Origin of the sequence: Paraburkholderia bannensis (assembly GCF_014200455.1) — a bacterium.
Classification (GTDB): domain Bacteria; phylum Pseudomonadota; class Gammaproteobacteria; order Burkholderiales; family Burkholderiaceae; genus Paraburkholderia; species Paraburkholderia bannensis_A.
In genome coordinates, this window is the sequence record NZ_JACHBW010000003.1 from 208,137 (window position 1) to 233,202 (window position 25,066).

The 25,066-nt window shown below is 64.0% G+C and carries 22 protein-coding genes and 7 tRNA genes; 19 read left to right on the forward strand and 10 right to left on the reverse strand.

Annotation, left to right across the window (positions count from 1 at the left end; genetic code table 11):
- Positions 1-10: 10 nt before the first annotated feature.
- Entirely contained in the window at positions 11-925 is a 915-nt protein-coding gene (locus F4827_RS06645) for a patatin-like phospholipase family protein (protein WP_233178467.1), read from the reverse strand.
- Between the two features lie 561 nt (positions 926-1,486).
- On the opposite strand from F4827_RS06645, the gene gltX reads away from it, so the two are divergent.
- The 9 genes from gltX to F4827_RS06690 all read left to right on the forward strand — a co-directional run bounded on the left by gltX (position 1,487) and on the right by F4827_RS06690 (position 4,712).
- Positions 1,487-2,908: a glutamate--tRNA ligase gene (gltX, locus tag F4827_RS06650; protein WP_183723042.1), complete on the forward strand. Its 1,422-nt coding sequence runs from the start codon at positions 1,487-1,489 to the stop codon at positions 2,906-2,908.
- Between the two features lie 224 nt (positions 2,909-3,132).
- Positions 3,133-3,208 (forward strand) — tRNA-Ala (locus F4827_RS06655).
- 55 nt (positions 3,209-3,263) lie between these two features.
- Positions 3,264-3,339: transfer RNA gene (locus tag F4827_RS06660), tRNA-Glu, on the forward strand.
- Between the two features lie 75 nt (positions 3,340-3,414).
- Positions 3,415-3,491, forward strand: a tRNA-Asp gene (locus F4827_RS06665).
- A gap of 75 nt (positions 3,492-3,566) precedes the next feature.
- Positions 3,567-3,642 (forward strand) — tRNA-Glu (locus F4827_RS06670).
- A 52-nt stretch (positions 3,643-3,694) separates the two neighbouring features.
- Positions 3,695-3,771: transfer RNA gene (locus F4827_RS06675), tRNA-Asp, on the forward strand.
- Between the two features lie 56 nt (positions 3,772-3,827).
- Positions 3,828-3,903: transfer RNA gene (locus F4827_RS06680), tRNA-Glu, on the forward strand.
- An 80-nt stretch (positions 3,904-3,983) separates the two neighbouring features.
- Positions 3,984-4,060, forward strand: a tRNA-Asp gene (locus F4827_RS06685).
- Between the two features lie 187 nt (positions 4,061-4,247).
- Complete coding sequence (locus F4827_RS06690) at positions 4,248-4,712, forward strand: GNAT family N-acetyltransferase (protein ID WP_183723044.1); 465 nt, start codon at positions 4,248-4,250, stop codon at positions 4,710-4,712.
- Positions 4,713-4,746: 34 nt separating this feature from the next.
- Here F4827_RS06690 and F4827_RS06695 read toward each other — a convergent pair whose 3' ends face one another.
- Positions 4,747-5,634 carry a helix-turn-helix domain-containing protein gene (locus F4827_RS06695; protein WP_183723046.1) on the reverse strand — a complete coding sequence of 296 codons (888 nt, stop codon included), beginning with the start codon at positions 5,632-5,634 and terminating at the stop codon, positions 4,747-4,749.
- A 146-nt stretch (positions 5,635-5,780) separates the two neighbouring features.
- On the opposite strand from F4827_RS06695, the gene F4827_RS06700 reads away from it, so the two are divergent.
- Complete coding sequence (locus F4827_RS06700) at positions 5,781-6,182, forward strand: gamma-glutamylcyclotransferase (protein WP_183723048.1); 402 nt, start codon at positions 5,781-5,783, stop codon at positions 6,180-6,182.
- A gap of 92 nt (positions 6,183-6,274) precedes the next feature.
- On the opposite strand, the gene aceB is transcribed toward F4827_RS06700, so the two are convergent.
- Positions 6,275-7,867: a malate synthase A gene (gene aceB / locus F4827_RS06705; RefSeq protein ID WP_183723050.1), complete on the reverse strand. Its 1,593-nt coding sequence runs from the start codon at positions 7,865-7,867 to the stop codon at positions 6,275-6,277.
- A 71-nt stretch (positions 7,868-7,938) separates the two neighbouring features.
- Positions 7,939-8,727 (reverse strand): haloacid dehalogenase type II, encoded by a 789-nt coding sequence (locus F4827_RS06710; RefSeq protein ID WP_183723052.1) that lies wholly within the window; start codon positions 8,725-8,727, stop codon positions 7,939-7,941.
- Between the two features lie 144 nt (positions 8,728-8,871).
- On the opposite strand from F4827_RS06710, the gene F4827_RS06715 reads away from it, so the two are divergent.
- Together F4827_RS06715 and F4827_RS06720 are read left to right on the forward strand one after the other, a co-directional pair.
- Complete coding sequence (locus F4827_RS06715; protein WP_183723406.1) at positions 8,872-9,780, forward strand: LysR family transcriptional regulator; 909 nt, start codon at positions 8,872-8,874, stop codon at positions 9,778-9,780.
- 127 nt (positions 9,781-9,907) lie between these two features.
- A complete protein-coding gene (locus F4827_RS06720) occupies positions 9,908-10,342 on the forward strand; it encodes a universal stress protein (protein WP_183723055.1) in 435 nt (144 codons plus the stop codon).
- Between the two features lie 147 nt (positions 10,343-10,489).
- On the opposite strand, the gene aceA is transcribed toward F4827_RS06720, so the two are convergent.
- From aceA to F4827_RS06735, 3 genes are all read right to left on the reverse strand, one after another.
- A complete protein-coding gene (gene aceA, locus F4827_RS06725) occupies positions 10,490-11,815 on the reverse strand; it encodes an isocitrate lyase (RefSeq protein ID WP_183723057.1) in 1,326 nt (441 codons plus the stop codon).
- 442 nt (positions 11,816-12,257) lie between these two features.
- Entirely contained in the window at positions 12,258-14,024 is a 1,767-nt protein-coding gene (locus F4827_RS06730; RefSeq protein ID WP_183723059.1) for a DEAD/DEAH box helicase, read from the reverse strand.
- A 457-nt stretch (positions 14,025-14,481) separates the two neighbouring features.
- On the reverse strand, positions 14,482-14,751 hold the full coding sequence (locus F4827_RS06735; RefSeq protein WP_183723061.1) for an acyl-CoA-binding protein: 270 nt from the start codon (positions 14,749-14,751) through the stop codon (positions 14,482-14,484).
- A 185-nt stretch (positions 14,752-14,936) separates the two neighbouring features.
- Between F4827_RS06735 and tsaB the strand changes: the two genes are divergently transcribed.
- Genes tsaB through F4827_RS06755 form a run of 4 tightly spaced genes read left to right on the forward strand, consistent with a single transcriptional unit; the run spans position 14,937 to position 18,307 of the window.
- Positions 14,937-15,779, forward strand: coding sequence for a tRNA (adenosine(37)-N6)-threonylcarbamoyltransferase complex dimerization subunit type 1 TsaB (gene tsaB / locus F4827_RS06740; RefSeq protein WP_183723063.1), 843 nt, complete (start codon positions 14,937-14,939; stop codon positions 15,777-15,779).
- Complete coding sequence (gene rimI, locus F4827_RS06745; RefSeq protein ID WP_183723065.1) at positions 15,776-16,270, forward strand: ribosomal protein S18-alanine N-acetyltransferase; 495 nt, start codon at positions 15,776-15,778, stop codon at positions 16,268-16,270. The genes tsaB and rimI overlap by 4 nt, the downstream gene beginning before the upstream one ends.
- A complete protein-coding gene (locus tag F4827_RS06750; RefSeq protein ID WP_183723067.1) occupies positions 16,257-17,243 on the forward strand; it encodes a uracil-DNA glycosylase family protein in 987 nt (328 codons plus the stop codon). The genes rimI and F4827_RS06750 overlap by 14 nt, the downstream gene beginning before the upstream one ends.
- On the forward strand, positions 17,240-18,307 hold the full coding sequence (locus F4827_RS06755) for a DUF1853 family protein (protein ID WP_183723069.1): 1,068 nt from the start codon (positions 17,240-17,242) through the stop codon (positions 18,305-18,307). Before F4827_RS06750 ends, F4827_RS06755 begins: the two co-directional genes overlap by 4 nt.
- 10 nt (positions 18,308-18,317) lie before the next feature.
- On the opposite strand, the gene thiD is transcribed toward F4827_RS06755, so the two are convergent.
- Entirely contained in the window at positions 18,318-19,124 is an 807-nt protein-coding gene (gene thiD, locus F4827_RS06760; RefSeq protein ID WP_183723071.1) for a bifunctional hydroxymethylpyrimidine kinase/phosphomethylpyrimidine kinase, read from the reverse strand.
- Between the two features lie 133 nt (positions 19,125-19,257).
- Positions 19,258-20,568, reverse strand: a complete 1,311-nt coding sequence (gene lplT / locus F4827_RS06765) for a lysophospholipid transporter LplT (RefSeq protein ID WP_183723073.1) — start codon at positions 20,566-20,568, stop codon at positions 19,258-19,260.
- Positions 20,569-20,786: 218 nt separating this feature from the next.
- On the opposite strand from lplT, the gene alr reads away from it, so the two are divergent.
- The 3 genes from alr (at position 20,787) to F4827_RS06780 (ending at position 23,753) form a co-directional block, all read left to right on the forward strand.
- Complete coding sequence (alr, locus tag F4827_RS06770; protein ID WP_183723075.1) at positions 20,787-21,857, forward strand: alanine racemase; 1,071 nt, start codon at positions 20,787-20,789, stop codon at positions 21,855-21,857.
- 101 nt (positions 21,858-21,958) lie between these two features.
- Positions 21,959-23,335 carry a DNA repair protein RadA gene (gene radA / locus F4827_RS06775; RefSeq protein ID WP_183723077.1) on the forward strand — a complete coding sequence of 459 codons (1,377 nt, stop codon included), beginning with the start codon at positions 21,959-21,961 and terminating at the stop codon, positions 23,333-23,335.
- 154 nt (positions 23,336-23,489) lie between these two features.
- A complete protein-coding gene (locus tag F4827_RS06780; protein ID WP_167055917.1) occupies positions 23,490-23,753 on the forward strand; it encodes a DUF2866 domain-containing protein in 264 nt (87 codons plus the stop codon).
- Between the two features lie 101 nt (positions 23,754-23,854).
- On the opposite strand, the gene F4827_RS06785 is transcribed toward F4827_RS06780, so the two are convergent.
- Positions 23,855-25,063 carry a CaiB/BaiF CoA transferase family protein gene (locus tag F4827_RS06785; RefSeq protein ID WP_409258773.1) on the reverse strand — a complete coding sequence of 403 codons (1,209 nt, stop codon included), beginning with the start codon at positions 25,061-25,063 and terminating at the stop codon, positions 23,855-23,857.
- Between the last annotated feature and the right edge of the window lie 3 nt (positions 25,064-25,066).

Consider the following 25,066-nt stretch of genomic DNA (forward strand, 5'->3'; position numbering starts at 1 on the left):
CCGCCAGCACTCAGGCTTGGGCGCTGCGTGCCGCGGCAAGCTTGCGTTCGATTTCCGCCGCGGCGCGTGCACCGGCTTCCTCGCCCGCGAGGATTGCGGCGTTGCGCTGCGTGAAGTCGCTGCTCGACATCGCATTCAGGCTCGGGCGGATCACCACGTCGGCGTATTTGTCCAGTTCGTAGGTTTTGATCGACTGGCCCATGATCGTGAAGGTCTGCATCAGCACGTCGAACTGGCTCAATGTCGAAGCCGATTCCGGTCGCGACGAAATATCCACTGCAATCACGAAATCGGCGCCCATTTTCTTTGCGAACGAAGCGGGCACCGGGCTCACCAGGCCACCATCGACGTATTCGTGGCCGCCGATCTTCACCGGCTCGAAAATCGACGGAATGCTGCACGAGGCGCGCACGGCGATGCCGGTATTGCCGCGCTGGAACAGGATCGGCTGGCCGGTCTGCAGATCGGTGGAGACGACCCCGAGCGGCTTGTTCATCTTCTCGATCGGTCGGTCGTGCAAGGTGGTGTTGAGGAAGTTCTGCAGCGCCACGCCTTGCAGGATGCCGCGCGTGCGGAACGGCATGGCCCAGTCGCTGATCGAGGCTTCGTCCATCGTCAGCGCGAGCTTGTTGAGCGCGAATCCGTTCATGCCTGAGGCGTAGAGCGCCGCGACCACCGAACCGGCGCTCGTGCCCGTCACCAGATCGACCTGGATATTGCGGGCTTCCAGCGCCTTGATCACGCCGATGTGCGCAAACCCGCGTGCAGCACCGCCGCCGAGCGCCAGCCCCACGCGGATCGGGCGCTGCGTACGCGCGACGGGGGGCGCAACGACCTGCGGCTTGTTATCGGGCGATTGAGCGCCGGTCGTGCAGGCGGCGAGCACGCTGGAAGCGGCCGCGAGCGAAAAGTGGCGGCGGCGCAGCGAAAACGCGGATGACGAATCGGAACCGGACTGCGCAGTGGATGCAAAATCGGACTTCGAACTGGGCTTCAAGCAATTTCTCCAGGCGGCGTGCGGACAAGCGTGCCAGGCGTGTAGCGGCCGCGCCGCGTTTGTTCTATCGACCCGCGTGGGCGGGCCGCTTCAGGCCGGCGAGGTTACCAGCGCGCCGACATCATAAGGCAAAGCGCCCCGCGCGCACGGCTTGTGCGTGTAACGCCATGTGACGCTCAATGCGACATGAATTTCGCTCCGAAACACCGTCATGCGTGTGAATGGCGGCGGTCATTGCGCAAGCCATTGGCCACGCCTTTGCCCCCCCGCGTCCAGGGGCGGCCGAAGCGCCCGGCGGCGGGTATAATCGCGTCTCTGATTTTCCCGGTTTTTCGTTCGCTTTCGGCGCCGCGCTGTGCCAGCTGCAAGCCGGTCACACGCCCTGCGCCGCGAACCTACGCTGTCCGCCGTCGCCCGCATCTGCGCCCTTCGTCAGCGTGAGGCAATGCGAGCCGGCCGCGCGATTGCACCGTCCTAGAGTATTCGCCCATGACCACAACTCCCGTCCGTACCCGTTTCGCGCCGAGCCCGACCGGCTTCATTCACCTCGGCAATATTCGCTCCGCGCTTTATCCGTGGGCCTTCGCGCGCCACAACAAGGGCACCTTCGTGCTGCGGATCGAGGACACCGACGTCGAGCGTTCGACCTCCGAAGCCGTGGACGCGATCATCGAAGGTATGGCGTGGCTCGGCCTCGATTTCGACGAAGGCCCGTTCTACCAGATGCAGCGCATGGACCGTTACCGCGAAGTGCTCGCGCAAATGCAGCAGCAGGGCCTCGTGTACCCGTGCTACATGTCGACCGAAGAACTCGACGCGTTGCGCGAGCGCCAGCGTGAAGCCGGCGAGAAGCCGCGCTACGACGGCACGTGGCGCCCGGAACAGGGCAAGGTGCTGCCCACGCCGCCCGAGGGCGTGCAGCCGGTCCTGCGTTTCCGCAATCCGCTGACGGGCGTGGTCGCATGGGACGACGCCGTGAAGGGCCGTGTCGAAATCTCCAACGAAGAACTCGACGATCTGGTGATCGCGCGTCCGGACGGCACCCCCACCTACAACTTCTGCGTGGTGGTGGACGATCTCGACATGAAAATCACGCACGTGATCCGTGGCGACGACCACGTGAACAACACGCCGCGCCAGATCAACATCCTGCGCGCGCTGGGCGGCGAGCCGCCGGTCTACGCCCACCTGCCGACCGTGCTCAACGAGCAGGGCGAGAAGATGAGCAAGCGCCACGGCGCGATGAGCGTGATGGGCTATCGCGACGCCGGTTATCTGCCGGAAGCGGTGCTGAATTATCTGGCGCGTCTGGGCTGGTCGCACGGCGACGCGGAAGTGTTCACCCGCGAGCAGTTCGTCGATTGGTTCGATCTGGATCACCTCGGCAAGTCGCCGGCGCAGTACGACCACAACAAGCTCAACTGGCTGAATAACCACTACCTGAAGAGCGTCGATAACGCGCGTCTGGCTGAACTGGCCAAGCCGTTCCTCGCCGCACTGGGCGTGAACGAAGCGGCGCTCAGCAGTGGGGCGCCGCTCGAAGGCGTGGTGGCGCTCTTCAAGGACCGCGCCAACACCGTCAAGGAAGTGGCCGAAAGCGCAGCAATGTTCTACCGCGAGCCGCAGCCGGAAGCGGACGCCATTGCCCAGCACGTCACGGACGTGGTGCGCCCGGCGCTGGCCGATCTGTTGACGGCGCTCAAGGCGGCGGATTGGGAAAAGGCCGCGATCTCGGCAGCATTCAAGGCAACGCTTGCCACGCACAAGCTCAAGATGCCGCAACTGGCGATGCCGGTGCGTCTGTTCGTGGCGGGCACGACGCACACGCCAGCCATCGACGCGGTACTCGAATTGTTCGGCCGTGACGTGGTGGTCAACCGCATCGAAAAGGGTATTTCTGCGGCTTTATAAAAAACTGAAATTTTTCTTGCTCTGGCACTAGCGCCAGAGCAAGAAGTCCTGTAGTATTCGGTCTCCTCTGAACGGGGAACGCAAGAAAAGCAGCAGATCTTGCGGAAAGTACCTCGAATCAAGCAACGAAGTTTCGCCAAAGCTTCAAAGCGTAGCAAAAAAATGATTCGAAAGTGCTTGACAAGCGAAAAAATGCAGTTTAAAATTTCGCTTCTGTTTTGCAAGGGGGTATAGCTCAGCTGGGAGAGCGCTTGCATGGCATGCAAGAGGTCAGCGGTTCGATCCCGCTTACCTCCACCAACAAAGCAGAGTGTTTGGCAGTAAAGTGTAGCAAGGCATTATCTGAAAAGATTATGTCCCCTTCGTCTAGAGGCCTAGGACATCACCCTTTCACGGTGAGTACAGGGGTTCGAATCCCCTAGGGGACGCCAGACATAGGCGTCGTCAACGTGGTTGACGCAGCAGCAGGTGGGGCTAACTGACACCCATCTGTCATGTCATAAGTTGGAGCGGTAGTTCAGTTGGTTAGAATACCGGCCTGTCACGCCGGGGGTCGCGGGTTCGAGTCCCGTCCGCTCCGCCAGATAGAAGCCCGCTCAGAAAGCGTGAGTGGGCTTTTTAGTTGTAGTGGTAAAAGTTTAAGGCGTCAGCCTGTGTTGTCCCCTTCGTCTAGAGGCCTAGGACATCACCCTTTCACGGTGAGTACAGGGGTTCGAATCCCCTAGGGGACGCCAAATTTAAAGCGGCGCCAGAGCAGTAAGGCGACGCGGGCAGTCAAGCAGTACTGGAGCGGTAGTTCAGTTGGTTAGAATACCGGCCTGTCACGCCGGGGGTCGCGGGTTCGAGTCCCGTCCGCTCCGCCAGATTTAGTTATCCGGCAGTTTCGGGTAGCATGTAGTTCAAGGCGCAAGCCTGTGTTGTCCCCTTCGTCTAGAGGCCTAGGACATCACCCTTTCACGGTGAGTACAGGGGTTCGAATCCCCTAGGGGACGCCAAATTCAAAGTGGCGCCACAAGCAGTCAAGGCGACGCCGCCAGCGGGATCTAACCGACGCCCGCCGGTGATGCAGCAAGCTGGAGCGGTAGTTCAGTCGGTTAGAATACCGGCCTGTCACGCCGGGGGTCGCGGGTTCGAGTCCCGTCCGCTCCGCCAGATCAAAGCCCGCTGGGTCAAACCAGCGGGCTTTTTCTATTTCTCTTTCTTTTTGCCTCCTGCCGATTCCCCCGGTCTGTACGGACAAACGGCCATTGCCTGCGCCCGCGCGTTATCGTAGCGTTGTCGAAACCTCGAATTTCGCGCTCGCCGCCATGCTTGCCGTTTTATTTGCCGTCTGACCGCCATGTTCGCTCCGAACGACATTCCATCGCGCTTCCAGCTGCGCCACGCCTCCATGGACGACTTCGAGTTCGCGGAGGCGCTCACGCGCCGCAACATGGGCGGCTACTATCAGCGGCATCATCTGATCTGGCGCGGCGATCTCTTTCTTGCCAGCTACCGCGAATCGGAAAATTTTATTCTCGAACTCGATGGCGAGGACATTGGCGTGCTGCGCGTAACGCAGGAGAACGATTCGCTGCACATCCGCGACGTGCAGATCGCCGAAGGCTATCGCGGCAACGGCGCGGGCACATTTCTGCTCGACATTTCCCACCGCTGGGCGCGCGAGCGTGGCTTGCGCGAACTGCAGTTGCGTGTGTTCGTCGATAATCCTGCGGCGCGGCTTTATCTGCGCATGGGTTATCGCGTAGCGGGGCCACGCCTGGCGCGGCTGGGCTCGATCCGGCACATGACGCGGCCGGTCTGAGCCGCCATTTTCCGGGCTTCGAAGCGATCGCGCGTTATACGTCATGGGGCGCCGCTATCGGCTCGCCGTTGGTCACGTCCTCTTCGCGCTGATCGTCTTCGCTTTCGCCCGTGCCACGTGCAATGAAGGCTCGCGGGCTTTCGCCAAACGCGCGGCGGAACATCGCCGAAAACGCACTCTGACTTTGATAACCCAGTTCCTGCGCGACCACCGACATCGGCTTGCCCTGATTCAGTAGCGGAATCGCGCGCGCCAGGATCGCCTGCTGTCGCCACTGCGAAAAACTCACGCCCAGTTCCTGACGGAACAGCCGCGCGATGGTGCGTGTGCTGGCTCCCACCTGCGCGGCCCAATGTTCGAGCGAACCCGGCCCGGCCGGATCGGCGATCAAGGCTTCGCAGAGCGAGCGCAGGCGCTTTTCCTCGGGCATCGGCACGGCGAGCGGCAAGGGCGCGGAACGTGTGATCTCGTCCAACGCCACCGCGCCGAGCAGACGTTCGCGCGTAGGCCCAATGGCACGTTGGTCGAAAGCGGCAATCGCTTCGCGCAGCAGCCCCGACACCTCGACCACACGGCACGCATCGAGCCCCGGCGGAATCACCGAGGCGTCGACATAGAGCGTGCGCAAAAACGCATCCTCGACGATGGACACTTCGTGCGTCACATGCGGCGGCACCCAGATCGCGCGCGACGGCGGCACCATCCAGGTCGTGCCGGGCGTGGCCATACGCAGCACGCCGCGCGACGCGTAGGCGAGTTGCGCCCAGGCGTGCGTGTGACGAGCGATGCGTACGCCCGCTGCCATGGGCCGCGAGCGCACGCGAATCGGGTGCTCGCTGGTCGGCTCGAACTCGCGCGGAATATCGGCGAGTTCGGCCGGTGGCGAGGGATCGGGCAGCGAGAAGAACGTGGCGGAAGGCATGACGGATCCGGGCGATGTTGTCGGCACCATTTTAGGCGGGTGTGGCGCGACGCGGACAGCACTGCAAGAATGCACGCAACGCGTGTGCGGCTGGCGCATAATGCTGCCGGTCATTTTCAGATACGGGCGGCGAGGGAGCGCAAGGCATGAAATACGTATTCGTCTACGGCACGCTGCGCGCGGGCGAGATCAACGACATCAATCTCGCGGCGGCGCGCCATGCGATCCGCCAGCCGCGCCTCGTCGGTCAGTCGAGCGTGGCGGGACGGCTGTTCGACTTCGGCCGCTATCCCGGCATGATTGCCGATACTCAGGCCGCGCCGGTGTTCGGCGATGTCTATGAAATTGACGAAGCGCTCGTACCCGTGCTCGACGAGATCGAAGAGGTCTATCCTGGCGTGGAAGGCCAGTTCGTGTCGCGCCAGGTGAGCGTGGAAGTGCAGGGCGAGCAGATCGAATGCCTCTACTACCCGATTACCCATCGCGCGTCCGAAGGCCTGCCTCAGATCGACGGCGGCGACTGGATCGCACACCGGCTCGCGCGCTGAGATCGCACTGAAAACGCTGCAAAAAACAGAAGCCCGACGGACTCGCATCCGCCGGGCTTTTTTTGCGCCTTAACGCTTCAGGCTGCTAACGCTCAGATTTCCTCGTACAGCGGCAGCGTCAGGAATTCGACGAAATTCTCCGAAGTCGACATCTCTTCGAAGATCTGCGCCGCGCGGTCGTAGGGCTGCGTATCGCCGCCGACCGAAGCCTTCACCTTGTCCAGTTCTTGCGGGATCAGCTCGCGCACGAGTTCCGCCGTGACCTTGCGGCCGTCTTCGAGCTTGCCCTTGGGCGAGCGGATCCACTGCCACACCTGCGAGCGCGAGATTTCGGCGGTCGCGGCGTCTTCCATCAGGTTGTGGATCGGCACGCAGCCATTACCCGCGAGCCACGAACCCAGGTAGTGGATGCCGACGTTGATGTTGTTGCGCAGGCCGGCTTCCGTGATCGGCGCTTCCGGGCGGAAGTCCATCAGATCCTTGCCGGTCACGTTGACGTCGGGACGCTGTTTGCCGATCTGATTGGGCTTGTCGCCGAGCACCTTGACGAATTCTTCCATCGCGATCGGCACGAGACCCGGGTGCGCCACCCAGCCGCCGTCGTAACCGTCGCCCGCATCGCGCGCCTTGTCCGAACGCACGCCGCCCATCGCCTTGTCATTGGCTGCGGGATCGTTCTTGATCGGGATCAGCGCGCTCATGCCGCCGATCGCCGGCGCGTTGCGCTTGTGGCAGGTCTTGAGCAATTCGAGCGCGTAGGCGCGCATGAACGGCACCGTCATGGTGATCTGCGAACGGTCCGCGAGGCAGAAGTCCGCGTCCTTCTTGAACTTCTTGATCGCCGAGAAGATGTAGTCCCAACGGCCCGCATTGAGGCCCGAGCTATGCTCGCGCAGTTCATAAAGGATTTCGTCCATCTCGAACGCGGCGAGAATCGTCTCGACCAGCACCGTCGCGCGGATCGTGCCGCGCGGGATGCCCACGCCTTCCTGGGCCGCGACGAAGATGTCGTTCCACAGACGCGCTTCGAGGTGGCTTTCCATCTTGGGCAGATAGAAGTACGGGCCGCTGCCTCGCGAGATCAGTTCCTTCGCGTTGTGGAACAGGTAGAGTGCGAAGTCGAAGATGCCGCCGGACACGCGCGCACCGTCGACCGTGACGTGCTTTTCGTCGAGATGCCAGCCGCGCGGACGCACGATCAAGGTGGCGATCTTGTCGTTCAGCTGGTACGACTTGCCGTTCTGCTCCAGCGAAATCGTGCGGCGCACCGCGTCCTTGAGGTTGATCTGGCCGGTGATCTGGTTGTCCCAGTTCGGCGCGTTCGAATCCTCGAAGTCGGTCATGTACGAATCCGCGCCCGAATTCAGCGCGTTGATGATCATCTTGCGCTCGACCGGGCCAGTGATTTCCACGCGACGGCATTCGAGATCCTTCGGCAGCGGCGCGATCTTCCAGTCGCCTTCGCGGATCGACTTCGTTTCAGCCAGGAAATCCGGACGCTCGCCGGCATCGAGGCGCTTCGTGCGCTCGACGCGCGCCTTGAGCAATTCCTGCCGACGCGGCTCGAAGGCGCGGTGCAGCTTCGCGACGAGTTCGAGTGCCTCGGGCGTGAGGATCTGTTCGAAGCCGGGTTGAATTTCGGCCGTGATCTGCATGCCTTGCGGCAGTTGCAACGTGTTCGCCATTTGCTAACTCCTTGGTCGGTCAGATTGAAATGCTTGGGTGTTGTTATTACCGTGCTGGCTGAACGCTGTCGTCATGGGCCCGGGCTGGGGCGGGGGCGGCTTCGTTCGGCGGTTGCTGCGGTGTCGGAGGGTGAAGCGGAAATCGTGGCGATGAAGCTGGCAAGCTCTGCCATGCCGCCGCCCGTGCCGTGCGGCGTGACGCCGAGTTCTTCGGCGGGCAGTCGCTGGCGATTGATCCAGAAGGTGGTGTAGCCGAACCAGCCGGCGCCCGCGGCGTCCCAGCCATTCGACGACACGAATACGATGTCGCGCGGGGCGGCATCGAATGCGTGAGTACCGAGCGAGTAGGCCGCAGCGGCGGGCTTATAGGCGCGCACGGCATCGACCGACAGCACGTGGTCGAACAGACCGTTCATGCCCGCGCTCTTCACGGCGATGTCGAGCATCTGCGGATTGCCGTTGGAGAGGATCGCGAGGCCCAGGCGCGTGCCGTCCTGACGCGGCTCGCGCAGGCGGCGCAGCACGGGCAGCACGTCGGGGAAGGCGGAGAGGCAGGCATATTCGTCCATCAAACGCTTTTCGCCCGCGCCCGTGAGCGGCAGGTTCAGACGGCGTGCCGCATAGCGCAGCGCGTCGAGCGTGATGTCCCAGAACGGCTTGTAGCGCGCGCCTGCCGTGTCAGACAACGTGCGCAGCTGCGTGTACTCGATCTGCTTGAGACGCCAGAGCAACGAAAGTGCCTCGCCGTGGGCGGGGAACATCTGTTCGGCGGCGGCGACGACCGAATGCACGTCGAAAAGCGTGCCGTACGCGTCGAAGATCACTGCCTTGGGATTGTGGATTGTCGTTGTGGCCGACATAGCCTTGCACTCCATCATCAGAGGTCGAGGAACATTGTATTCATGAGTGCAATGGTGGAAAAAGTCGGCAACGATCACTTGATCTTTTACTTTTACCCACCTAATCTGGGCGCCGAACTCGTGTTTTACGCCGCAGGCGCGCTCATGGACCGCTTCAAACAGATTGAAACCTTCGCCACCGTTGCCGCGAAAGGCAGCCTTTCCGCCGCAGCCCAGGCCGAGGGCGTCGCGCCCGCGATCATTGGCCGGCGCATCGACGCGCTGGAGGAGCGCCTCGGCGTGAAATTGCTGGTTCGCACCACGCGGCGCCTCACGCTCACCTTTGAAGGCTCGGCTTTCCTGGAGGATTGCCAGCGCATCATTCACGAACTGCAGAATGCGGAGGCGAGCGTCTCGGCGGGCGGCGTGAAGGCGAGCGGGCACTTGCGCGTGTCGGCGCCGGCAGGATTTGGGCGACGCCATGTCGCGCCGCTCGTGCCCGATTTCACCACCGCGCATCCGGATGTGACTATCACGCTCGACCTGTCCGACCGGCTCGTCGACCTGGTCAACGAAGGCTTCGATTGCGCGGTGCGGCTGGGCGAGTTGCCCGATTCGTCGCTGGTCTCGCTCAAGCTCGGCGAGAACCGGCGCGTGGTGGTGGCGTCGCCCGCCTATCTGTCGCGGCGCGGCGCGCCCGACACGCCCGCCGATCTCGCGCGCCATAACTGCCTTGCGTTTGGCGCGAGCCTGAACCAGCAGCGCGGCTGGACCTTTCAGGAGGACGGCAAGGTGGTGCAGATCCGCGTGTCCGGCACGATGGAGTGCTCGGACGGCGCGGTGCTGCACGAGTGGTGCCTCGAAGGTCACGGACTCGCGTGGCGCTCGTGGTGGGAAGTCGGCGACGATATTGCGGCGGGCCGGCTCGCGAGCGTACTCGACGCCTACGCCGCGCCGCCCATCGGCATCCATGCCGTGTTTCCGCAACGCCGCCATTTGCCGCTGCGCGTGCGCCTCTTTCTCGACTATCTCAAACATACCTACGGCCAACCGGGTTACTGGGGGCAGGACTGAGGGGTTCGTTCGGAACCGCGCGTTTTCACTATGCGGAGAAGCCCGTAGGCCGGTCTTGCGGCACTTCTTCGCGCACTACAATCGAAAGGAAGCCGGCCCACAGTCCCGGACGAACACGGAGGGCGCCATGTTCAAGCACATCCTCGTTCCGACCGACGGCTCGGATCTGTCGAAAAAGGCCATCGACGGCGCGATCGATCTGGCGCGCACGGTCGGCGCGCGCATCACGGCCTACGCCTGCCTGCCGCAATACCCGTACTCGCCTTACGCCGATGTCGTGATCGAGTTGCCCGGCGATTTCCAGACGCGCAGTGAGCGGGAAGCACGTGCGCATCTGGACGAGGTGGAGGTGGCCGCGCGCGGTGCCGGAGTGGATTGCGACAGTTGCGTCAGCGTGCATCCCTCGCCATACCTCGGCATCATCGAAGCTGCCGAAAACTGCGGTTGCGACGTGATCTTCATGGCCTCGCACGGGCGGCGCGGGCTGGGCAGCCTGCTGATCGGCAGCGAGACGCAGCGCGTGCTCACCCATACGAAGATTCCGGTGATCGTGTATCGCTGACGGCGGGGGCTTACTACAGCGGCAACGGCAACCGTCGCGTCCCGCCAAGGACCGCACGCCGGCCACCGCTGCCGCCTGCCACGATGAAACAGCACCGCCCGGAACCTGCGCGGGAACACGCGCCCCCGCATCGGCTCCTTACTGCACTTACGCCACCTTCTGGTTCTGCGCGTCCTTATGGTCGAAGAACTGTTCGTCTTCGGTCGAACCGTGCAGCGCCGTGGTCGACGCATTGCGCTCGACCGTCTGCGTCACCGCGTCGAAGTAACCGGTGCCCACTTCGCGCTGGTGCTTCACCGCGGTGAAGCCCTTTTCCGCGGCGGCGAACTCGGCCTGCTGCAACTCGACGAAGGCGCTCATGTTCTGGCGCGCATAGCCGTGCGCGAGGTTGAACATCGAGTAATTGAGCGAGTGGAAACCGGCCAGCGTGATGAACTGGAACTTGTAGCCCATCGCGCCCAGCTCGCGCTGGAATCTGGCGATGGTCGCGTCGTCCAGGTTCTTCTTCCAGTTGAACGACGGCGAGCAGTTGTACGCGAGCAGCTTGCCTGGGAATTCCTCATGGATCGCATCGGCGAACTGCTTCGCGAAGGCCAGATCCGGCTTGCCCGTTTCGCACCAGATCATGTCGGCGTACGGTGCGTAGGCGAGGCCACGCGAGATCGATTGTTCGAGCCCGTTGCGGGTGCGAAAGAAACCCTCGACCGTGCGCTCGCCGGTCAGGAAGGGCTTGTCGTTGTCGTCGATGTCGGAGGTGACGAGGTCGGCGGCCTCGGCATCGGTGCGGGCCAGCAGAACGGTCGGCACGCCGCAGACGTCGGCGGCCAGGCGCGCAGCGCTCAGCTTGGCGACGTTTTCGCGCGTCGGCACCAGCACCTTGCCGCCCATGTGGCCGCACTTTTTCACCGAAGCAAGCTGGTCCTCGAAGTGCACGCCAGCCGCGCCGGCTTCGATCATCGCCTTCATCAGCTCGAACGCGTTGAGCACGCCGCCGAAGCCGGCTTCGGCATCGGCCACGATCGGCTGGAAGTAATCGACGTAGCCTTCGTCGCCGGGATTCTTGCCTTCGGACCACTGGATCTGGTCGGCGCGTGTGAGCGTGTTGTTGATGCGCTTGACCACCTGCGGCACCGAATTCGCAGGGTAGAGCGACTGGTCGGGATACATTTCGCCAGCCAGATTCGCATCGCCCGCGACCTGCCAGCCCGACAGATAGATCGCCTTGAGACCGGCCTTGACCTGCTGCATCGCCTGGTTGCCAGTGAGGGCGCCCAGCGCGTTGATGAAGGGCTCGTTGTTCACGCCCTGCCAGAGCTTTTCTGCACCAAGCCTGGCGAGCGTGTGCTCGGGCTGGATCGAGCCGCGCAGGCGCACCACGTCGTCAGCCGTGTAGTTGCGCTGGATGCCTTTCCAGCGCGGATCGGTATCCCATTGCTGTTGAAGCTGCTGTGCTTGCTGTTGACGCGTCGACATGGTGAGCTCCTTCTGTGTGCTGATTACCGGATAGGTGAACCGCGGATCGGAACTGCTGAGCTGTTGAACTTCGCGAAGCCTGCGACGCGGCATGTTACGTTGGGCGTGTCAGTTCGCGAACTCTTATATAAGAGTCTAGGCAAATCGATCGCTATGCAACAGACCGGCAATGGAACAATTGTTTGTTTTTTAATTCAATAAATTCAAGTGTTTATTTGATGCATTCCGCATTGGGAAACGCCATTTTCCATCCTGCAACACCGGCCTTTGTGCCCCGCAGCACGATTTTTTACCAAGCAAAAAAATTTCCCGCATCGTGAAACGAGGCGGGCAGACAAAAAAAGACCGGTGCCTGGGCACCGGTCTTTCTATCTGCCGATCATGACTCGGGTGAGACAGGCGCAATCTTCATTGCGCCTGCATCGTCGGGCCGTTGAAGGGCTTAGCTGTCGCGACGAACGCGCGGGCCGTCGTTGCGGCGAGCACCGCCACCGAAGCCTTCACGAGGACGGTTAGCGAAGCCTTCGCCGCGCGGCTGGCTGTAGCCGCCACGATCGCCGCCTTCGCGACGCTGTGCGCCGTAGCCGCCTTCACGCTGGCCGAAGCCGCCGCGCGAGTTTTCCGAACGATTGCCCCAGCTGTTGCCGTTGCGCTCGCCGCCGTTGTTGGTGCGGTCGCCGTAACCACCGCCATTGCCACCATTGCCGCCATTACCGCCGTTGCCGCTGCGATCGCCAAAGCTGCGCTCGCCGCTACGGTTGTTGCCGTAGCCACCCGGCTTGCCGCCGCCGTTGCCGAAGCGACGGCCACCGCCGTTGCCGCCGCCCGGACGGCCACGGCCGCCAAAGCCACGGTTTGCCGGCGCTGCCTTGCGCGGCTCGAAGCCTTCAACCACGTTCACCGGCAGCGTGCCGCGCACGAAACGCTCGATGCGCTTGAGCGCGCCTTGCTCGGCGTGGTGCACGAGGCTCACTGCCGTGCCCGAACGGCCTGCACGACCCGTACGGCCGATACGGTGCACGTAGTCTTCCGCGAACTTCGGCAGATCGTAGTTGAACACGTGCGTGATGCCCGGGATGTCGATACCGCGAGCGGCGACGTCCGTTGCCACCAGCACGCGCACGCGACGCTCGCGCAGCGCACGGATCGTGCGGTTACGCGCGCCTTGCGGCAGGTCGCCGTGCAGGGCGGCGGATTCGAAGCCTGCGTCGGCCAGCTTGCCGGCCAGTTGGTCGGCGTCCATCTTGGTGGCCGTGAACACGATCGCCTGGTCGAGCGTCTCGTTGCGCAGCAGATGGTCAAGCAGACGATCCTTGTGATCGCGGTCGTCCACGTAGTGAACGGTTTGCGCGATGTTCGAGGCTGCTTCGACCTTGCGCACGATCTCGATACGCTCCGGATCCTTCAGCAGGCGGCCGGTAACCGAAGCGATCTTGCCGTCGAGCGTGGCCGAGAACAGCATCGTTTGACGCGTTTGCGGCGTTGCGGCGACGATCGTGTCGATGTCGTCGATGAAGCCCATGTCCAGCATGCGGTCGGCTTCGTCGAGCACGAGCATCTTGAGTTCGGACAGATCGATGCGGCCGCGTTCGAGGTGATCGAGCAGACGACCGGGCGTCGCCACGAGAATCTCGGGGTTCTTCGCGAGCAGCATCAGCTGCTGGCCGTAGGCCACGCCGCCCAGAATGCTGACGGTGCGCAGACGGCGCAGATGCTTGCCGTAGGTTGCGGCGGCCGTCGTCACCTGCATGGCGAGCTCACGCGTGGGCGTGAGAACGAGCAGGCCCGGACGGGCGACCGGTTGTTGCGGACGGCGCGAGCGGCCTTGCTGGCCTTGAGCGGCTGCGCCTTGCGGGCGCGGCTCGCGCGGTTGTGCGGCTTGTGCCTTCTGGATCTGCGCGAAACGCTCGATCGCCGGCAGCATGAAGGCTGCGGTCTTGCCCGAACCGGTCGGGCTGGAGACCAGCAGGTCGCGGCCCGCGATGCCGGCAGGAATGGCGCGTTCCTGCACGGGCGTCGGAGCCTTATAGCCCGCTGCGATCAGCGCGGAGACGATCTCCGGCGACAGACCGAGCGATTCGAACGTCGGACCTGCGGGTGCGTCGGCGGCTTGCGCGGGGGCTTCCGTGGAAGCGGAGGCAGCAGCGTCGAGACCGAGGGCGTCGTTAGCGATCGCGTCGAGGGGGCTTTGGGTATTGCTCGAAGTCATGAAAATCCTTGGTACACAGGAAATAGAACGTCGGCGCCAATCGGCATACCCAAGTCGTCTGATTTTGCGAACAAATCGAAAAACGGGGGCAATCCGCACCACGGAAGGGCGGATTTTTTCGTTAGAAGCTGTTTTGGGTGCGACTTTAGCCGGGATTGGCCAGTCGCCAGCCTGATACTTGACGGCCCGAAAACAGGGCCACGGCAGGGGGGGACAGGTTCTAAACTGGATTGGAGCTTAACGCTACGTGGCGTATTGCTGATCGCACATGCGACCGGAGCGCAACGCAGCAGGGATTATATCTCGTTTTGTTGCGCCGCGCCAGCTAATGCTATCCCTCGTACCCTGCGACAGCCTGACGCAAGGTACGAGGGTGGGTGAGGCCGTGCCGGCGGCGCGTGTGGCGTCGCAAACGGCCTCGGCGATAAAATCAGGGATCGATCGGAAGGCTAAGCGACTAGCTCGCCGCGCCGCTCTTGAGCGATTCGACCAGTTCGACGTACTGCGTCTTCGCCGTGTCTTCGGCGGTGCCCTTGAGTGCGGCCCAGGCGTCGTACTTATACTTGCCGACGATGTCGGTGAAGCCCGGCTTGTCGCCGTGAACATCGCCTTCGGTGGCCTGTTTGAACAGGGCGTACAGGCGCAGCAGCGTCAGGTTGCCCGGACGCTCCGTCAGTTGCTGGACATCTTCTTGGGCTTGCACGAATTGGGCGTTGACATCGCTCATAGTTATTTCCTCCGCTTGGGTATCGATTCAGCCCATCGATCCTACCAGCGCAGCGTCGCCATCATCCCGCACAGGGCTGGAACGATTCCTCCACTCTAGTCAGGCACGCGCCGTCAGGGCGCGCGGCATTGCCGGGCGTCGACTGAGCGGCGACTGAGTGGGAGCGGCGCATTACAATAGCGGTCATGACTGAAATCGTCCTGCTTGCCCTCGATACTTCGACCGAATACTGCTCGGTCGCGCTGCTTCGCGCCGAAGCGCCCCAAGACACTCAATCCGCTCAATCTGCTCAATCTGCTCAATCTGCTCAATCTGCTCAATCGTCGCCGGCACTGCCGGAACCGCGGGTCTGGATGCGCCACGAAGCCACCGGCGCGGTTTCCAGCACGCGCCTGCTGCCCGCCATCGGCGAACTGCTCGCGGAAGCGGGCCTTGCGCTCGCCGATTGCGACGCGATTGCCTTCGGTTCCGGCCCGGGCTCCTTCACCGGGCTGCGGACCGCGACCGGCGTGGCGCAAGGCCTGGCGTTCGGGCTCGATATTCCTGTGGTGCCGGTGAGCACGCTGCTCGTGTGCGCGGAAAGCGCGCGTCTGCGTGATCCTGCGGCGACTCGCGTGCTGTCGGCACTCGATGCGCGCATGGACGAAGCCTATTGGGCCGATTACGCGTGGGATGCCTCGGCGGGCGCTGCGGGCGACTGGCGCACCTTGCAGGGCGCCTCACTCGACGCGCCCGAGGCGATCGTCGCGCCCGATCAGCCGTTCACGCTGGCCGGCAACGCCGCAGCGGCATTTGGTGCACGGCTGGCGGCTGCAACCGCGGCGCGCACGATCGACGCCGAAGCGTTGCCCCACGCCGTGCCGCTCGCCCATGTTGCGCTGCGCGCGTTCCGCGCGGGCCGCACGCTGCCCGCCGATCAGGCCGCGCCCGAATACGTGCGCAACAAGGTCGCGCAGACCACCGCCGAACGCATGGCGGCCAAGGCCGAAAAAGACGCACGCAGCGACGCTCAAGAGGGCGGTCGATGAGCGGCGTGCTGATGACCGACCGCTATCTCTCGCAGATGACGGAGAGCGATCTCGACGAGGTCGTTGTCATCGAGAAGTCCGCCTATGAATTCCCGTGGTCGCGCGGCAACTTCGAGGATTCGCTGCGCAATGGTTACTACGGTATTTGCATGCGTCACGTGACGGGCACGCTGATCGGCTATAGCGTGCTGATGCCGGTGGTCGACGAGATGCATCTGCTCAACCTGTGCGTTGCACCGCAGGCGCAGGGCATGGGGGCGGGCCTCGCGCTGTTGCGCGAAGGCGTGCGCATTGCGCGTGTGCAGGGACTCGAAGGCTTGCTGCTCGAAGTGCGTCCGTCCAATCATCGGGCGATCCGGCTGTACGAGCAGTTTGGCTTCGTTACGATCGGACGCCGCAAGAATTACTATCCCGCCCGCCATCACAGCCGCGAGGACGCGATCGTGATGCGTTTTTCTTTTGCACTGGAGGGCGCGGATGCCGCTCGATGAGATCGCGCTGGAAGAGTTGGGCCTCGCGCCGCGCTGGGTGCGCAAGGGCGTGGCGGCGGTTGCGCCGCAAGAGGCGATCGCGGCTGCCGCGAGCGTTGCCGTCGCGGTCGAAGCCGAGGTTGAGGTTGAAGTCGCCGCGCCGCCCGTGGTCGCTCGCGAGGCCAGCGCGCCCGCGCCGCTCATCGAGGGCGCAGCTCCGCCAAAAGCGCGCGCCGAAGACGCGTTTGCGCCAGAAGACGCGCCGTTCGTGCAGCCGGAACGCGTCGCGCCGGCAAAGCCCGCGCCGGCCGCCTCCGAAGAACCGCCTGCGTTCACCGAAGACGATTTCGCCTGGTTCGATTCTGTCTCCGAAGCGGTGCTGCCGCATGACGTCGAACCGGCCCGCGCGCCTCGCAACGACGTCGCCACGCTTGACTGGGAGCCGCTCGCGGAGCGCGTCGCGTCGTGTACGCTCTGCCGCCTGTGCGAAAAGCGCACCAATACCGTGTTCGGCGTGGGTGACCGCGAAGCCGAATGGATGGTGATCGGGGAAGCGCCCGGTGAGAACGAGGATCGCCAGGGCGAGCCCTTCGTCGGCCAGGCGGGCAAGCTACTCGACAATATGCTGCGTTCGCTCGCGCTGGCGCGCGGCGAGAACGTCTATATCGCCAACGTGATCAAGTGCCGCCCGCCCGGCAACCGCAATCCGGAACCGGACGAAGTGGCGCGCTGCGAGCCGTATCTGCAGCGCCAGGTCGCGTTAGTGAAGCCGAAGATCATCGTCGCGATGGGGCGCTTTGCGGCGCAAAGCCTGCTCAAGACCAGCAACAGCATTGCGTCGCTGCGTGGGCGCGTGCATGAGTACGAAGGCGTGCCGGTGATCGTCACTTATCACCCGGCGTATCTGCTGCGCAGTCTGCAGGACAAGTCGAAGGCCTGGACCGATCTGTGCCTCGCGCGCGATACGTGGCGCGCGGCGGGCGGCGGCCAATGAGCGCCGTGCGGCCCGTGCGAGCCGATCGAGGCGGGCCGCTGGCCGCATCGGTGCTTGACCGTTATGCCGATCCAGCCGTGCGCGATCTAGCATGGCTGCTATTGAGCGCCGACCTGTTGCGCGCCCAGCCGCATATGCCGCTCGCCCAGCCGTGGTCGAGCGACGCGGGCATGGCTTGCGTCATCGCGTGGCTTGCGCAACTCGATCGCGATCCTTCCCGGCTGCATGAAGCGCTGGCCAGCGCGCGCATGACCCGCCTTGGCCGTTATGCCGAAACCTTGCTCGCCTGGTATCTGGGAAACGCGCCTGGATCCCGCCTGATCGCCGCGAATGTAGCGCTGCGCGGCGAGGGCAGAACGATAGGCGAGTGCGATTTCCTGCTTGAGACCGAAGCGGGCGAGCGCCTGCATTGGGAGCTGGCGGTGAAGTGCTTTCTCCATGCCGGCGCGCCAGACGCAGGCGTGTCGCGGCTCGCGGATTACGTCGGACCGAATCTGCGCGACCGCCTGGATCTGAAGTTTGCGCATCTGCGCGATCACCAGCTGCGGTTGAGCGAGCGGCCCGAGTTTGCGTCGCTTGGCTTTGCGGGGCCGTGGCATGCGCAGATGTTCATCAAAGGATGGCTGTTCTACCGGTCCGATGGGCATTCGGTGGCTGCGCCGGAGCTGACGCAAGACCACGGCCGCGGCTGGTGGGTGACGCACGCCGACTGGATGAGCTTTGCGCAGCGTTCGAACGTCGATGGCTGGAGCGTGTTGCCGAGGCTGGCCTGGCTCGCTCCGCGAGGCCTTCCTTCACACACTTCAATCCCTTCGATCGCAACTAACAGCCAAATCAGCGAAGCCGAGGAAAACGGCTGCGATGCAGCTGCCCGAGCTTCGCTCACAGAGGTGGATGTCCCCGCCGATCCCGCCACGCTTTTCGCAAACCTCGCGCGCCCGCATGAGCCGGTGATGGTTGCTGCATTTGCCGCCGGCGAGGCGGGCGGTTACGTCGAGCGCTCGCGCGGTTTCATCGTCCCCGACGACTGGCCAGAGCGCGCCCGGACCTACGCACGCCACTGAAGCGAGCGGCTTACCACCAACGCCAGAAGTGATGCACGGGGCCAACGCCATGGCCCACGTCGAGCTTGTCGCTCGCTTCGAGTGCACCCGTTAGATACGTCTTCGCCTGCGCAAGCGCATCCGCGAGCGTCGGCTGCTGCGGCCACAGCGCGGCGATCGCCGAAGACAACGTGCAGCCCGTGCCGTGCGTGTTCGTCACCGGAATGCGCGGGCCGCCCAGCCGCAAGGTGCCAGCGGCCTCGATCAGCCAGTCGGGGCTGTCGGCGCTACCCAGATGGCCGCCTTTCATCAGCACCGCCTGCGCGCCGAGCGCGCGCAGTGCTTCGCCTTGCTCGACCATCGCGGTTTCGTCGGTGGCGGGCGCCACGCCGAGCAGCGCCGCCGCTTCCGGCAGATTCGGCGTGACGATGCCCGCGAGCGGCAGCAGTTCCTCGCGCAGCGCAGCCACGGCCTCGGGTGCGAGCAGTGCGTGATTGCTCTTCGAAATCATCACCGTGTCGAGCACGATGCGCGTCGGCTTGTGGCGGCGCAGCGCATCCGCGACCGCGCGTACGATCGGCGCGTTGGCGAGCATGCCGATCTTCACGGCGTCGATGCGGATATCGTCGAACACGGCGTCGAGCTGCGCCGTCACGAAAGCGGGATCGGGCGCGTGAATCGCGGTGACGCCGCGCGTGTTCTGCGCCGTGAGCGCGGTGATGACGCTCGCGCCATACGCGCCGAGCGCGGAGAACGCCTTGAGGTCGGCCTGGATGCCTGCGCCGCCGCCGGAGTCGGAACCGGCGATGGTGAGGACATTGGGAATCGGAGAGGTCATGTCAGCGTCGCGAACGCGCCGCGCGCGGGGCTTCGGTGGCGAGGCCGCGTCTGCGCAGGCGCTGGAAAGTATCGGGTTGGCGAATGAGCGATGAACGTCGGCGCGCGCGGGCTTGCGGCGCGCGCCGCCGCGATCAATGCCGGTGATTTTCGCCGATCAGCGCGACGGAGTCGAACGCGCGTTGATTGGCCTGATGACGGCGCATCACCAGCCACATCATGAGGCAGACGAAGGTGCCGAACAGCACGATCACGATGGCCACCGGCACGTCGAGCCAGACCAGCACGGCGTAGAGGCACAGCATCACGAGCACCGAGAGGTTTTCGTTGAAATTCTGCACGGCGATCGAGTGGCCGGCGGAAAGCAGCACGTGGCCGCGATGCTGCAGCAGCGCATTCATCGGCACGACGAAAAAACCGGAGAGCGCGCCCACCACCATCAGGAACAGATAGGCGAGCAGCAGATAGGCGGGCACGCGCATATGGCCGATATGCAGGCCCCAATGCTGCGGAAACAGATTGCGCGTATAGAACGCCATGATCATCACGGCGATACCCATCATGATGCCCACGGGCAGCACCGAGAGTGATTTCTTCAGCGGAATGCGCGCGGCGGCGATCATCGCGCCGGCCGCCACGCCCACGGCCACCACGGCTTGCAACACTGCGCCTTCGGACAGCGACATGCCCAGCGACACTTCGGCCCATTTGAGCACGATGAATTGCAGTGTCGCGCCTGCGCCCCAGAACAGCGTCGTGACGGCGAGCGAGATCTGACCGAGCTTGTCGTGCCAGAGCGTGTTGAAACAGTCGGCGAAATCGGTGATGAGGCGAAATACCCCGTGTTCCTGGCGCGGATAGCGCGCGCCGGTATCGGGAATACGCAGATTGAAGAGGGCGGCGATCACATAGATGCCCATGATCACCAGCATCGCGGCTTCGGCGGGCGTGTTGACCGAGGCGGGCGTGTGGCGGATCACGTGCGCGGCGATGTGCGGGCTGATCAGCGCGCCGCCCAGGACGGTGCCAAGAATGATCGAGCCGACCGTGGTGCCTTCGATCCAGCCATTGGCAGCCACGAGGCGCTCAGGCGGTAGCAGTTCGGTAAGAATGCCGTACTTGGCCGGCGAATAGGCCGCTGCGCCAAAACCCACCACGCCATAGGCCAATAGCGGATGCGTGCCGGCCAGCATTAGGCCGCAGCCGACGACTTTGATGGTATTGGTGATAAACATGACGCGCCCCTTGGGACGCGAATCGGCAAAGGCGCCGACGAAGGCGGCAAGAACGACGTAGGACAGGACGAAGAACAGCTTGAGCAGCGGCGTCATCCAGTTCGGAGCGTGGAGGTCTTTCAGCAGTGCAATCGCAGCGATGAGGAGCGCATTGTCGGCCAACGACGAAAAAAACTGCGCGGCCATGATGGTGTAAAAGCCTTTTTTCATCTGATGCGATGCTGTCCTCGCTGCGGTCCGTCCGCCCCGGACGGGTGGAGGCATCCGGGCTTATTACGTTCGAAATGGGTTGTGCGCAGGGCTTTATATCATGAAAATAGCGGTATTCGGACTAGCACATTCCTTGACCGCCCACCCGGCGGGCCTGCCGGGCGCTGAAAACACCCTGTAAGCTCCTGATTCGAAAGCGTCTTTGCGAAAAAAATCCCATGCCGCGCCCCCTCTCAGCCACGATCCATACCACCGCTCTCGCCAATAATCTCTCCGTCGTCCGGAAATACGCGCCAAAATCAAAAATCTGGGCAGTGGTCAAGGCCAACGCCTACGGCCACGGGCTCGCGCGCGCTTTTCCGGGCCTGCGCGCGACCGATGGTTTCGGTCTGCTCGATCTCGAAGAAGCGGTGAAACTGCGCGAACTGGGCTGGGCCGGCCCGATCCTGCTGCTCGAAGGCTTTTTCCGTCCCACCGACATCGACGTGATCGACCGCTACAGCCTCGCGACGGTCGTGCATTGCGACGAGCAGATGCGCATGCTCGAAATGGCGCGGCTGTCGAAGCCGGTCAATGTGCATCTCAAGATGAATAGCGGCATGAACCGGCTGGGTTATTCGCCTGAGAAGTACCGTGCGGCCTGGGAGCGCGCGCGCGCCTGTCCCGGCATTGGCCAGATCACGCTGATGACGCACTTTTCGGACGCCGACGCGCCGCGCGGCATCGCTGAACAAATGGCGGCGTTCGAGCGCGGCGCGCAAGGCATCGCGGGTACGCGCAGCCTCGCGAATTCGGCGGCCACGCTTTGGCATCCGATATCGCACTTCGACTGGGTGCGCCCCGGCATCATTCTGTATGGTGCGTCGCCTTCGGGCGTGGCCACCGCGATCGATGGCACCGGCCTGCAACCGGCCATGACGCTTGCCTCGGAAATCATCGGCACGCAGACGGTGGCGGAAGGGCAGACGGTCGGCTACGGCTCGACCTTTACGGCGCGCAAAACCATGCGTATCGGCGTGGTCGCCTGCGGTTACGCGGACGGCTATCCGCGCGTCGCGCCCGAAGGCACGCCCGTGATCGTCGACGGCGTGCGCACGCGCATCGTCGGACGCGTCTCGATGGACATGATCACCGTCGATCTCACGCCGGTTCCGCAAGCGGGCATCGGCACGCGCGTCGAACTGTGGGGCGCGAAACTGCCGATCGACGACGTGGCTGCGGCCTGCGGCACCATCGGCTACGAATTGATGTGCGCGGTTGCGCCGCGCGTGCCGGTGCGCGCGGAATAGGCGCGGCGCTTTCGGCACAATATTCCGGCCCAATATTCCGGCTCGCTTTTCCGGATCAATCTCCAGACAAACGCGCGTCACGGCGCAACAAGACAACAAGCATGGCGAAGGCGAAGACGGTCTATATCTGCACCGAATGCGGTGGACAGACGCATAAGTGGCAAGGGCAATGCCCCGCGTGCAATGCGTGGAACACCTTGGTGGAAAGCGTTGTCGAGCCGGCTGGCAATCACCGTTTTCAGGCGCTCGCCAAGAGCGCGCCGGTTCGACGTCTGGCCGATATCGAAGCTTCCGATGTGCCGCGCTTCACCTCCGGGATCGGTGAATTCGACCGCGTGCTGGGCGGCGGTCTGGTCGCCGGCGGCGTGGTGCTGATCGGCGGAGATCCCGGCATCGGCAAGTCGACGCTGCTGCTGCAATCGCTCGCGGAAATCGCCGCCGAGCGCCGCTCGCTCTATGTGAGCGGTGAAGAATCCGCCGCGCAGATTGCGTTGCGCGCGCAACGTCTCGGGCTGCTGGAGCAGGGCTCGAAGATGAACGATCTGCAGTTGCTCGCCGAAATCCAGCTGGAGAAGATCCAGGCGACCATCGAGGCCGAAAAGCCCGATGTCGCCGTGATCGACTCGATCCAGACGATCTACTCCGAAGCGCTCACTTCCGCGCCCGGCTCGGTTGCGCAGGTGCGCGAATGCGCGGCGCAGCTCACGCGCATCGCCAAGCAGTCGGGCACGTCGATCATCATGGTCGGCCACGTCACGAAGGAGGGCAACCTCGCCGGGCCGCGCGTGCTGGAACACATCGTGGACACGGTGCTGTACTTCGAGGGCGACACCCATTCGTCGTTCCGGCTGGTGCGCGCGTTCAAGAACCGCTTTGGCGCGGTCAATGAGCTGGGCGTGTTCGCGATGACGGAAAAAGGCTTACGCGGTGTGGCGAATCCTTCCGCTCTGTTTCTGTCGCAGCACGAGCAGAGCGTGCCGGGTTCCTGTGTGATGGTGACCCAGGAAGGCTCGCGCCCGCTGCTGGTGGAAGTGCAGGCGCTGGTCGATACGGCGCAGGTGCCCAACCCGCGCCGTCTGGCCGTGGGGCTGGAGCAAAACCGTCTGGCGCTGTTGCTGGCGGTGCTGCATCGGCACGCGGGCATCGGCTGCTTCGATCAGGACGTGTTCCTCAACGCCGTGGGCGGCGTGAAGATCACCGAACCGGCTGCGGATCTTGCCGTGTTGCTGTCGATTCATTCCTCGATGCGTAACAAGGCGTTGCCAAAGGGTCTGATCGTTTTCGGCGAAGTCGGTCTGGCTGGAGAGATCCGACCCTCGCCACGCGGCCAGGATCGTCTGAAGGAAGCGGCAAAGCTCGGTTTTACCTGCGCGCTGATTCCCCGCGCCAACGCGCCGAAACAGCCAATCGAAGGTCTGAACGTGATCGCCGTCGAGCGGATCGAAGAAGCGATCGATCGCGTGCGCGAGTTCGACTAAGCGTTGCCCGCGCGCCAGACAAGGCGCGCGCAGGCGCGGTCTGGCGCGTAATCATTAGTAACAACCCTGGCGCGCGCTGTAACCAGAAAGTTTTGCGATTTCCCTATCCTTGCCCGAATGAGCAACCCCGCATAAAGCGGAAAGGATAGCGACTTTGAAACAGACAGAAACGTCCATTGGCGGCAGTTCGATCGTCGTGCGCGGCTGCCGCGTCTCCGAGCCGCTCATGCAGCCTTGGGGCAGCAGTTGCCGCATCGTCGAATGGATCGACGGCGATGGCCGCATCTCGCGGCAGGTGGTGGCCGGCAATGTGACCGCCGCGCAGGTGCGCAGCACCATCTCCCACCACATCGAAGGCCGCAAGCACGTGCTTTATGACGATGAGCGCGCACCGCGCCAGACCTTGCCGCGACGCTAGGCGTGCGGTTTTTCCAGAAGCTGGGAAGACAATGGGCGCACAATGCGCCCATTGCTGTTTTTACAGCGTGAAGTTTCAAGCGCGTGACGTTTTAACCGCGTTTAGCCCCAAGGCCCATAGTTGAACGGCTTCTTGCCGCCCTGGCCGGCTTGCGGATGTGCGCTGGTTGGCGAGACAGCAGGCGGCCCCGCTGGCGCGGCGCCCATGGGCAGGCGCGCCACGCTTGCCGGCGGCTGCGTGGCGACCTGACGCTGCGCCTCGATATCGGCGAGCAAGGCCTGCAATACATCGGCATTGAAGAGCGGATGATTGGCGGCCTCGCCGGGCTTAAGCACCGGCGACACGCAACAGTCGATCGATTCCAGCCGGTCGATCCAGGTTTGCAGCGTTTCGGATGCGATCAGCGCGCCCAGCTCGCGCGTAAGTGAGGCCGCGTCCGATCCGCCGATCGCCTGGCCGAGACTCCAGTGGCGCTGCGCCCAGTCCTCGCGACCCAGCGCGGTGCACAGCGTCTGCCAGAACTTGAGTTCGAGTGCGCCGACCGCGAGCCAGCGATCGTCCTGGGTGCGGTAGAGGTTGTAGCAGGGCACGCCGCCGTTCAGCAGGCCACCGCCGGGCTGCAGCGCCGCCGCGTCGTCGTTGGCGAGCGCCACCTGCGCGACCACGTTGTTGACATGCGATTCGCGCGCCATCGAGATATCGACGAAGCGGCCTTCGCCTGAGCGCGACACATGCCAGAGCGCCGCGAGGATCTGCGTAACGGCGGACAGCGCGCCGCCGAGCAGATCGGCGATCTGGAAATTCGGCAGCACCGGCGCACCGTCGCGCCCAGCGATCTGATCGAGCACGCCTGCATAGGCGATGTAGTTGATGTCGTGGCCCGCGCGCTCCGAGAACGGGCTATTCGTGCCATAACCCGTGATCGCGCAATAGACGAGCTTGGGGTTGGCCGCGCGCAGTGTCTCGTAACCCACGCCGAGCCGGTCCATCACACCCGGGCGGAAGCTCTCGACCAGCACGTCGGCGTCACGCGCGAGCGCCAGCAGCACGGCGCGCCCGCTCTCGGATTTCAGGTCGAGCCGCGTCTCGCGCTTGCCCCGATTCACCAGCCGGTAGAACGCCCCGGGACGACCCGCGAGTTCATCGGCCGTGTTCTGCATCATGGCGCGCGAGGCATCGCCGGCGCCGGGCGGCTCGATCTTGAGCACGTCCGCGCCCATTTCCGCAAGGCGCAATGTGGCGACGGGCCCGGGAAGAAGCCGGGTCAGATCGAGAACGCGTAGGCCCTGCAATGCGGCGGGTGTCGACACTCG